The sequence below is a fragment of the Hydrogenoanaerobacterium sp. genome (genome assembly GCF_032017025.1).
GTDB lineage: Bacteria > Bacillota > Clostridia > Oscillospirales > Ruminococcaceae > Hydrogenoanaerobacterium.
In genome coordinates this window covers 102,223-111,345 of the sequence record NZ_DALZQO010000009.1, presented here as the reverse complement: position 1 = coordinate 111,345, position 9,123 = coordinate 102,223, and the positions used below count along the sequence as shown (strand labels likewise).

Genomic DNA, 9,123 nt, shown 5'->3' with positions numbered 1-9,123 from the left:
ACCCCCAAAGTTTTTTACAGTATACCATACTGTCTAACTTTAGGGGTGCAGTTCATACATGTCGGTGGCTCTGCTTATCGTATTCGCATTTATGTGCCGCAGTAACAATTGATTTGCTACTCCCCAAAAACAACTGATTGTTAACGATCTTCGCGGAAGTAGGCATTGCCGAGCCATGCGGGTGCTTGATTCTCTTTCTTTTTACGCAGGGTGATGAACACCAAAACCGCAATCGTCATCATGTAGGGCAGCATATCCAGCAGTGCGGAATCGATGGTAATTTTGTTGCCGAACAAGCTGAGCGGCACATTCTGCATTTTTAGTGCCACTCCGCGCAGCGCGCCAAACAGGTATGCACCAAAAATCGCCTTGGCAGGGTTCCATGTGGAGAAAATCACCAGTGCAATGGCAATCCAACCCATACCGGCGGTAATTTCATCCTGCCAGCGGGGTACAAAAACAAGTGACAGGTAAGAACCGCCCAACCCGCACAGAAAACCGCCCGCCAGAATATGCACGTATTTGTACAGCGTAATATTAATGCCCGAGGCATCTGCTGCTGCAGGGTTTTCGCCCACTACGCGCATCGAAAGGCCCAAACGGGTTTTCTTCAGGTACAAATAGATTACAATCGCGCAGATCCACCCGATGTGAATGTAAATACTCTGTTTGAACAATGCCGTACCGAGCACGGGGATGGCGGAAAGACCGGGAATATTGTGAATACCAAGCGCTGTCAGCAGGTTTTCGGGCAGCGAAAGCCCGGCGAGGTTTTGCCCGATAAAGCTGGACACACCTGTGCCAAAGATGGTGAGCACAAGGCCGGTTACCGTCTGGTTGCCACGAAATGTGACGGTAATAACCGCGTAAATAAGTGCTCCCGCCATACCTGCAAGCCCCGAAACAATCACCGCCAGCAGCGGGTTTCCGGTTTTGAGTGCGGTGAGAAAGCCCATTACAGCACCGAGCAGCATCATGCCCTCAACACCAAGGTTTAGGTGGCCTACCTTTTCGCAAAGGATGCCGCCGAGCGTACCGAACAGCAAAGGGGTACCCATTTGAACCGCGGTTTGCAGGAACAATCCGGTTCCGTTTAAGAAATCCATTATGCCTCTACCTCCCTCGCGTCAGACGCCGTATTCCTTTTATAAACAAATTTATACTGGGTGAAGAATTCGCTTGCAAGCACGAAAAAGAGAATGATACCCTGCAAAATTTCGGCAACTGCCGAGGGTATTTGCAAAGCACTCTGCAAATAGGCGCTGCCCTGCAGCAGCATTGCAAAGAAGAACGACACCACCAGAATCGTCGGTGCGGAAAGACGCGCCAGCCATGCGGTAATAATGGCGGTAAAGCCGAGGCCGCTTGAGAGCTTATCGGTAAGCGACTGCTCGATGGCAGACGCCTGCATCATACCGGCAAGGCCGCAAAGCCCACCGCTGATGAGCACCGAGATAAACAGAATTTTCATTGTATTCATGCCCGCATAGCGCGCAGTTTGCGGGTTTTCACCCAATACTGAAATCTCGTATCCGAGCTTTGATTTGCTCATAATAATGTGGATGATGACCACCAATGCCAGAGCGATAAGCCAGCCTGCATGCACGCCGAATACCTTGGGCAGTATGGCATTTTCGGTAAACTGCGGCATTTTTGGGAATCCGAATGCGTTAGGGTCTTTCCATGGCCCGTATTGCAGGTAGGTGACCCATTTTACCGCAATGTAGTTCATCATCAGGGTAACCAGTGTTTCGCTGGTGCCAAATTTTGTTTTTAAAATGGCGGGGAAAAAGCACCAGATACCGCCCATAATCATTGCTACAATTGCCATCAGCGGTAACAGCAGCGCACGGGGCATGTCGGGAAAACAAAACGCTATGTATGCCGCACCCATTGCACCGAGGTAAAACTGCCCCTCTGCGCCGATGTTGGAAAATTTCATTTTAAACGCCACCGCAATACCGAGCGAAAGCGTCACCAACGGAATTGCTTTATTGATTGTCTCCTTAAAACGATAAAGCGAGCCTGTGGCACCTTTGACAATCTCGCTGTACACCACAATCGGGCTGTAGCCCAGAATCATGATAAAACCTGCTGCCACAACAAGCGCAATTAAAATAGAAAGCACACGCTGGACATTAGACTGTGCAGGGGAGACTTCAGGTTTTTTTACAATTTTAATCATGACGCCTGCACCTCCCCTTTCGACTCCTTATGCCCCATCATCAGCATTCCGATTTCCTCTTTTGTGGTGGTTTTCGGGTCGACGATATCCATTACCTCGCCGCCATGCAGCACCATAATACGGTCGGAAAGCTCAAGCAGAATGTCAAGGTCTTCACCGATAAACAGAATGCCAACGCCTTTCTGTTTTTGCTCGTTGAGCATATCGTAAATGTTGTAGGAAGCACCGATATCAAGCCCACGCACAGGGTACGCTGTAATAAGCAGCTGCGGAGAAAGTGCAATTTCACGCCCCAACAGCACCTTTTGAATGTTGCCGCCCGAAAGCTTTTTTACAATCTGTGCAGGTCCGGTGGTGTTGATATCGTATTGCTTGATGATTTCTTCCGCTTTGAGCCTGCCTTCCTTTCGGTTAATGAACGCGCCGGGCATGTTCTGGTAAGATTTGAGCAATACGTTATCGGTGATATCCATTCCGCCGATTAGACCCATACCAAGCCTATCCTCAGGGACAAAACTCATGCTGATGCCTTTACGAATAATATCCTTGGGTGACATGCCAATCAGGCTTTCGCTGTTAAAAACCAGTTCACCCGAAGCTACCTTTTCAAGGCCGGTAATTACCTCACAAAGGGCCTTTTGCCCACTGCCCGCAATGCCCGCAACACCCAGAATTTCACCCGACGACAACGAGAATGTGAGCTTATTGAGCACATTGATGTGGTCGACATGGTTGCGCACCGTAAGGTCTTTAACCTCTAAAATGGTATGCTTGATAGCTGAATCCACCGTCGGACAATCAAGGTCGAGCGAAATAGAACGCCCCACCATGAATTCGGTCAGCTCGCGGATGTTGGTATCGCAGGTGTTCACCGTTTTGATGCTCTCGCCCTTGCGCAGCACCGTGACGCGGTCAGAAATATCCATAACCTCGCCCAACTTATGGGTGATAATGATAACCGCACAGCCTTCGTTTTTCATATTGCGCAGTATTTTAAACAATACGCGAATCTCCTGTGGGGTAAGCACTGCCGTGGGTTCGTCAAGCACAAGAACATCGGCGCCGCGGTACAGCACCTTTAAAATTTCAACCGTCTGTTTTTCACTCACCGACATGTTGTAGATTTTTTTGTCCGGATCGATCGAAAGCCCGTATTTTTCAGCAATGGAGGTAATCTTGCGCGTCAGCTCTTTGCCACCGACAAAAAATGAGCCTTTTTGCCCCGCAATGATGTTTTCCTTTGCGCTCAGCACGTCTACCAGCTTAAAGTGCTGGTGCACCATGCCAATACCTGCATCAATCGCATCCTTGGGCGAGGTAAATGCCATTTGCTTGTCTCCCAAACAAACGGTGCCGCTATCCGGCTGATAGATACCGGAAAGGATACTCATCAGCGTACTTTTGCCTGAGCCGTTTTCACCAAGCAATGCGTGGATTTCGCCCTTTTTTACGTCAAGATTGATGTTGTTGTTTGCCACAACTGGGCCAAAGGTCTTTGTGATTCCATTGAGCCGGATATACGGTTTGATCTCCATGGAGTATCGCCTGCCTTTTTTCATATTTGCTGTTGAAAAACCGGAGCAGATTTATACACTATAAGCATATGCCTACGTGCGAATCAGCCCCTTTGTTTTGAATAAGGGAATTATCACTTATGCTTTTTATAGTGGAAAAACACAAAAATGGGTAAAAAGAATAAACCCGCCGTTTCTACTGTACGGCAGAACTATGAGAGCTATGACTTGTATCTCTTCGGAAATGCCCTATCATCACTTCCGAAGCCACACAAGGCGGCCTCTTTCACCTTAGGCAAAGGGATTTTGCAGTTTTTCCGCAAAACCCCTTTTACCAGGTGCTGTGCTTTTATTTTGCCGAGCCGATAACGCCTTCCACAAACCAGTCAAAAGCAAGCATCTGCTCGTCGGTCATTTTCTCACCGGCAGCAACCTTTACTTTGCCCTCGTTGTCTTTGATTTCACCGCTGAAAACAAACATGGAACCGTCAACGATTTTCGCCTGAGCCTCTTCAACCTTCTCTTTGGTGCCTGCTACGTTATTCTCAGACAGAGCGTCGAGAGAAACCATACCGGATTTGATCCCCTCCCAGTAAGACTGGGGAGCCCATGTGCCGTCGATAATGCTCTGAACATCGTTGCAGTAGAAGGTGCCCCAGTGGAACAGAGGCGCGGTGAGGTAAGCTTTGGGCGCCGCGGAAATTGTAGGCGCATTGTAGCCAACGCATTTTGCGCCTTTTTCCTGGGCGGCAACCTGCGGGCCGGTGGTGTCGCAATGCTGTGCAATTACGTCGCAGCCTTTGTTAAGCAGGTCAACTGCGGTTGCTTTCTCTACAGCGGGGTCATACCAAGAGTTTGTCCATTTCACCTCAACGGTAGCGGTGGGGTTGACCGAACGCACACCCAGAGTAAATGCATTGATACCACGGATAACTTCGGCGGTCTTCATCGCTGCAACATAACCAATCTGACCGTTTTTGGTGTTCATGCCTGCCGCAATGCCGGAAAGGTAACGCGCCTCATAAATACGGCCCATGTAGTTGGACATGTTTGCTTCTGTCATAAAGCCGGTCGCATGTCCGAAATAAAGGTCGGGGTAATCTTTCGCAACTGCATCGATAAATTTCATGTGACCGAAGCTGGTTGCATAAATTACATTGCAGCCTTGGTCGATCAGGCTACGGATCTGAGCCTCGCAATCGGCGGTTTCGGGGACGTTCTCAACAAACATGGTTTTAACACCGAGCTTCGTTTCAAGCTCTTTTCTACCCTGATCGTGAGCGTAGGAGTAGCCCTCGTCACCGACAGGACCTACATACAGAAAACCTACTTTAATATCTTCTTTCGCAATTGCTTTGTTTGCGGGGGCGGCAGATTCTGCGGGTGCAGCGTCTGGAGATGCAGCGGGTGCGCTGCTTTGCGCCTGTTGAACAGCCTTAGGGGCACAGCCTGCCATTACTGTTACAGCCAAAACGACTGCAAGCATGATTGCCAATACCTTTTTCATTTCAGTATACCCTCCTAAATTTCGTCTTTCTTTTTGTGAGAAATATTAAAAGGGGCTGACATTACGCTCGCCCCTTGTAACCGATTGCATAAACCGCTTCATAAAGCGGCTGCTTTTCAATCAGAGTGTGCTGTTTCGATATGTTAGCACCCTTGCTGATGAAAACATTTTAGCAAACCAAAATGGGCATGTCAATGCGATTTCGAGCAATCTGGCTCCCTTATAGACAAATTCAGAGGAATGGTTATAATTTGCATTTTATTTACTTTTCAACTGGATATTTACACGATTAGTCGTACATAATACCAACAAACTCCACAAAACTCTGACTATTTTGCATAAAAATCCGATTTTGTATCAATATCCCGCAAAATTCCGGCATCATAAATCTGCACACGGGCAAGGTTTTGTTGTTCGCGCCGAATCAAATCTCTTCCGCCTTTATCACCGTCCAAGGCAGAAAGCTGCTCACGATACGAAGCCGGGAACAATACGGGGTTTCCGCGCCTGCCACCGTACACCGGAACGGTGATACGCAACGGGTCTTGATTAAAACTTTGGCAAAGCGTGTGGATTGTTCCCGTTTTGAGGTCGGGCATGTCGGAAAGTGCGAGCAAAAAACCGTCACATTGCGCTGCTGCCTGAACCCCCAGCGCAAGCGAGTGCCCCATACCGCGCTCCGGCTGGCTGTTGTGTACATAATTAAAACCGTAGCGTTCTGCCAATTCTTTTGTCTGCTGCAGCCTGCCCACCACCAGCACCTCATTGAGCCACATGCTGTTGTGTTTTAAATTCTGCAGGATATATTCCGACATCGGTCGACCTTTGTAATCCATCAAAAGCTTATTTTCACCCATGCGGGAGGAAAGCCCCGCCGCCAATACAATTGCGCATAACTGTTTCATTTTGCAGCCTCACTTACATCGGTTTTATTCTACTACTTTTTTTAAACATGTGCAATTAAAAGTATTAAGAATGACTAATAAAAATTTATTCTAATTTTTGGTAATTATACACTGCTTTTTGGTATCTGGTTGCAAAATCAGCCAGAATGATCACCATCTATACCGCAAACAGCAACCATTAGGCTGAATCTCCGTATCATTTCGCTTGCTAGTTGCTAATTTTTTTGCATTCATTGCTGCTGTGGGTTATCTGCAGGCTGAACTACCATCATAAATTTATCTTTATATCCGTGTCTTGTCAAGAACGCCTTTTTACACCAAACCGTCTTTTCATGTTTTCATTGCAGCACACAGAACTTTGCTTTCTGTCAAGCATTCTTTGAACAAAATCTTTTCTAAGTTTGGAGCCACGGGCGGCTGCCACTTTTTGTCCCCCTTTTGCAGGGCGTTGCAGCGAATGTTCCTGTCTCTCTTTTGGTATTGAGCTACACAAAGCCCCGATACACTTCCAAAATGCATCGGGGCTTTCACATGTTCTTTTATATGAGCGAAGACAGCACAGATGCCTTGGTGACAATACCCTGCAGGCTGCCATCATCCTCGACAACGGCAATGGGGTATTTTGCTTCTGCCGCAATGGGCAAAACATCACTAATCAGAGTATCCTTCGTAGTCGTTTGTACGTCCTGAATGTACACCTCGCTGAGCGAGAGCTGTTCTTTGCTGGCGCGAATCGCATCATCGATGGTGACAATGCCACGCAACTTCATGCGCTCACCCACCACGTAAGCAGTGGAGGTTCCGTTGCTGCGCATTTCGCGGATGGCGTACTGCGGCGAGTCTTTCAGACGCACCAGACAACTAGGAATCGCCATCACGTGCTTCACGCTGAGCACCTTGGTTTTGTCGGCACTATCAATGAACTGGCGAACATAATCATCTGCAGGGTGCGCACTCATCTCCTCGGGGGTGCCCACTTGAATCAGCTTGCCGTCGCGCATAATGGCGACGGTATCGCCCAGCTTAAACGCCTCGTTGATGTCGTGTGTGATGAAAACCACGGTTTTTTCCAGCTTGCGCTGGATTGAAAGCAGTTCAAACTGCATATCCTTGCGCACCAGCGGGTCAAGTGCGGAGAACGGCTCATCCATCAGCAGCACCTCGGGGTCGTTGGCAAGCGCGCGGGCAATGCCAACACGCTGCCGCATACCGCCCGAAAGGCTGCCGATACTGGAGTGCTCGTGCCCTTCAAGCCCTACCATGTTGATCATTTCGAGGGCCTTGCGCTCCCGCTCAATGCGCGGCAGCCCTTTAATCTCCAGCCCGTACGCGACATTACCGAGAACATCGCGGTGGCTCATTAGGCCAAAGCTTTGAAACACCATCGAAATTTTATCTCTGCGGTATTCACGCAGGTCTTTTTTGTTAAATTTATCAATTGCACTATCCTCAAAAATCACCTGTCCGCTTGTGGGTTTGTGCAGCATGTTAAGGGTGCGCACCACAGTCGATTTACCCGAACCCGAGAGGCCGATGATGACAAAGACCTCGCCGCGTTTTACGTTAAAACTGACGTCCCACAGCGCAACAGTGACACCCGTCTGTTTGTAAACGGTTTCTTTATCTGAGCCGTTTTTCATCATTTTAACAGCTTCCGCCTTATTCACACCGTAAAGCTTGGTCAGATGGCTGACCTTTATGATGTCAGTGCTTAAATTTTCCGTATTCTTTTCGTAATTGTTATCAGCCATTGCCATTCCCCTCACCTTTCTTGAACCAGCCCTGCGTCAGGCGATCCATTAATATTGCAACAATAACCACCGCTACGCCCGCGAGCAAACCGCGCCCAATTTCGATACGGTTAACACCGATGAGCACCTCCATGCCCAGCCCGGATGCACCGATCATTGAGCAGGTAACCACCATTGCCATCGCCATCATCAGCGTCTGATTAACGCCGGTAAGGATGGTTGGCATCGCCTGTGGAATCTGTACCTTCCACAGGCTTTGAAAACGTGTGGAACCAAAAGATTTTGCAGCCTCAACCACCTCGGGGTCAACCTGGCGGATGCCGTGGCTGGTAAGACGAATGACCGGTACAATTGCGTAGATGGTAGTTGCAATAACAGCAGGCGCCTTACCAAGGCCAAAGAACAGCACCGCCGGTATCAGGTAAACAAAAACGGGCATCGTCTGCATGGTATCCAGTATAGGGCGCGCAATCGAGTTCGCCCGCTCACTGCCTGAAATAAGAATACCAATGGGGAAGCCTATAGCAAGCGAGATAACCACTGATGCCAGCACGATGGAAAGCGTCTCATACATCAGTCCCCACAGCCCGATCATACCAATAAAGAACAGGGGCACCGCGTAAAGGAAGCCGGCCCGCATTTTGCCGCTCAACTTCCAGCCGCCCACAAAAACTGCCGCTATCATCAGCCACCACGGAATAATACTGAGAATGGCATGTATGCCACCGATTAGCCCGTTCAGCCCGCCCTTGATCGCACTGAAAAAGCTATCAAACTGCACCGCAAAACTTTTTACTGAGGCATCAAAGGCATCAACATCAATCGGCAGTGTAAACGGAAAATCCATAAAGTAGTTTTTCTTCTGCACCATTAAACCAAGAGCGCCCCTTACAGCAGCCGCCTGTTCAGCGTCCAGCCATTTGTCAATTAAATCGCTGTGCTCGGTGAGAAACCATTTAGCCGTATCGGCGTAATTGTCTCCGGTATCCTGCATGTGTGCCAGCGCTTCCGAGGTAAGCGCACTAGATGTCTCGTATTTTTTTAGAAACTCAGTAAATTCCGGAGCATCTTGCGCAAACTGATTGCTCACGCCTATGGTTACTTTTACCGACGGACAAGCAGTTTTACCCTCTTTGTAGCTGGCCTCGTCTGTATAGGGTGCATCGTCCAGCAGCACCATATCGTACTTGCCAAGCAGCCAAGTGGGCTCCCAGTAGTAACCCACAATCGGCTTACCCTTCTCATACGCCGAGGTAAACGC

The 9,123-nt window shown here is 48.8% G+C and carries 7 protein-coding genes; all 7 read right to left on the bottom strand.

Going from position 1 to position 9,123, the window contains the following annotated elements; all coding sequences use genetic code 11:
* Positions 1-140: 140 nt before the first annotated feature.
* On the bottom strand, positions 141-1,106 hold the full coding sequence (locus tag RTV33_RS07575) for an ABC transporter permease (protein ID WP_312643090.1): 966 nt from the start codon (positions 1,104-1,106) through the stop codon (positions 141-143).
* Complete coding sequence (locus RTV33_RS07570) at positions 1,106-2,185, bottom strand: ABC transporter permease (RefSeq protein WP_312643089.1); 1,080 nt, start codon at positions 2,183-2,185, stop codon at positions 1,106-1,108. The genes RTV33_RS07575 and RTV33_RS07570 overlap by 1 nt, the downstream gene beginning before the upstream one ends.
* Positions 2,182-3,720, bottom strand: coding sequence for an ABC transporter ATP-binding protein (locus RTV33_RS07565; protein ID WP_312643087.1), 1,539 nt, complete (start codon positions 3,718-3,720; stop codon positions 2,182-2,184). Before RTV33_RS07565 ends, RTV33_RS07570 begins: the two co-directional genes overlap by 4 nt.
* A gap of 328 nt (positions 3,721-4,048) precedes the next feature.
* Complete coding sequence (locus tag RTV33_RS07560; protein WP_312643085.1) at positions 4,049-5,206, bottom strand: BMP family ABC transporter substrate-binding protein; 1,158 nt, start codon at positions 5,204-5,206, stop codon at positions 4,049-4,051.
* A gap of 329 nt (positions 5,207-5,535) precedes the next feature.
* Positions 5,536-6,111, bottom strand: coding sequence for a nucleotidyltransferase family protein (locus RTV33_RS07555; protein WP_312643083.1), 576 nt, complete (start codon positions 6,109-6,111; stop codon positions 5,536-5,538).
* Between the two features lie 539 nt (positions 6,112-6,650).
* Complete coding sequence (locus tag RTV33_RS07550) at positions 6,651-7,862, bottom strand: glycine betaine/L-proline ABC transporter ATP-binding protein (protein WP_312643081.1); 1,212 nt, start codon at positions 7,860-7,862, stop codon at positions 6,651-6,653.
* Positions 7,855-9,123: ABC transporter permease subunit (locus RTV33_RS07545; protein WP_312643080.1), on the bottom strand; the 1,269-nt coding region annotated here is incomplete at its 5' end. The genes RTV33_RS07545 and RTV33_RS07550, both read right to left, overlap by 8 nt.

Bases quoted from the DNA above. Each gene is read 5' to 3' on its own strand.
- RTV33_RS07570 (WP_312643089.1), bottom strand. From the start codon at position 2,185: ATGATTAAAATTGTAAAAAAACCTGAAGTCTCCCCTGCACAGTCTAAT.
- RTV33_RS07555 (WP_312643083.1), bottom strand. From the start codon at position 6,111: ATGAAACAGTTATGCGCAATTGTATTGGCGGCGGGGCTTTCCTCCCGC.
- RTV33_RS07550 (WP_312643081.1), bottom strand. From the start codon at position 7,862: ATGGCTGATAACAATTACGAAAAGAATACGGAAAATTTAAGCACTGAC.
- RTV33_RS07575 (WP_312643090.1), bottom strand. From the start codon at position 1,106: ATGGATTTCTTAAACGGAACCGGATTGTTCCTGCAAACCGCGGTTCAA.
- RTV33_RS07565 (WP_312643087.1), bottom strand. From the start codon at position 3,720: ATGGAGATCAAACCGTATATCCGGCTCAATGGAATCACAAAGACCTTT.
- RTV33_RS07560 (WP_312643085.1), bottom strand. From the start codon at position 5,206: ATGAAAAAGGTATTGGCAATCATGCTTGCAGTCGTTTTGGCTGTAACA.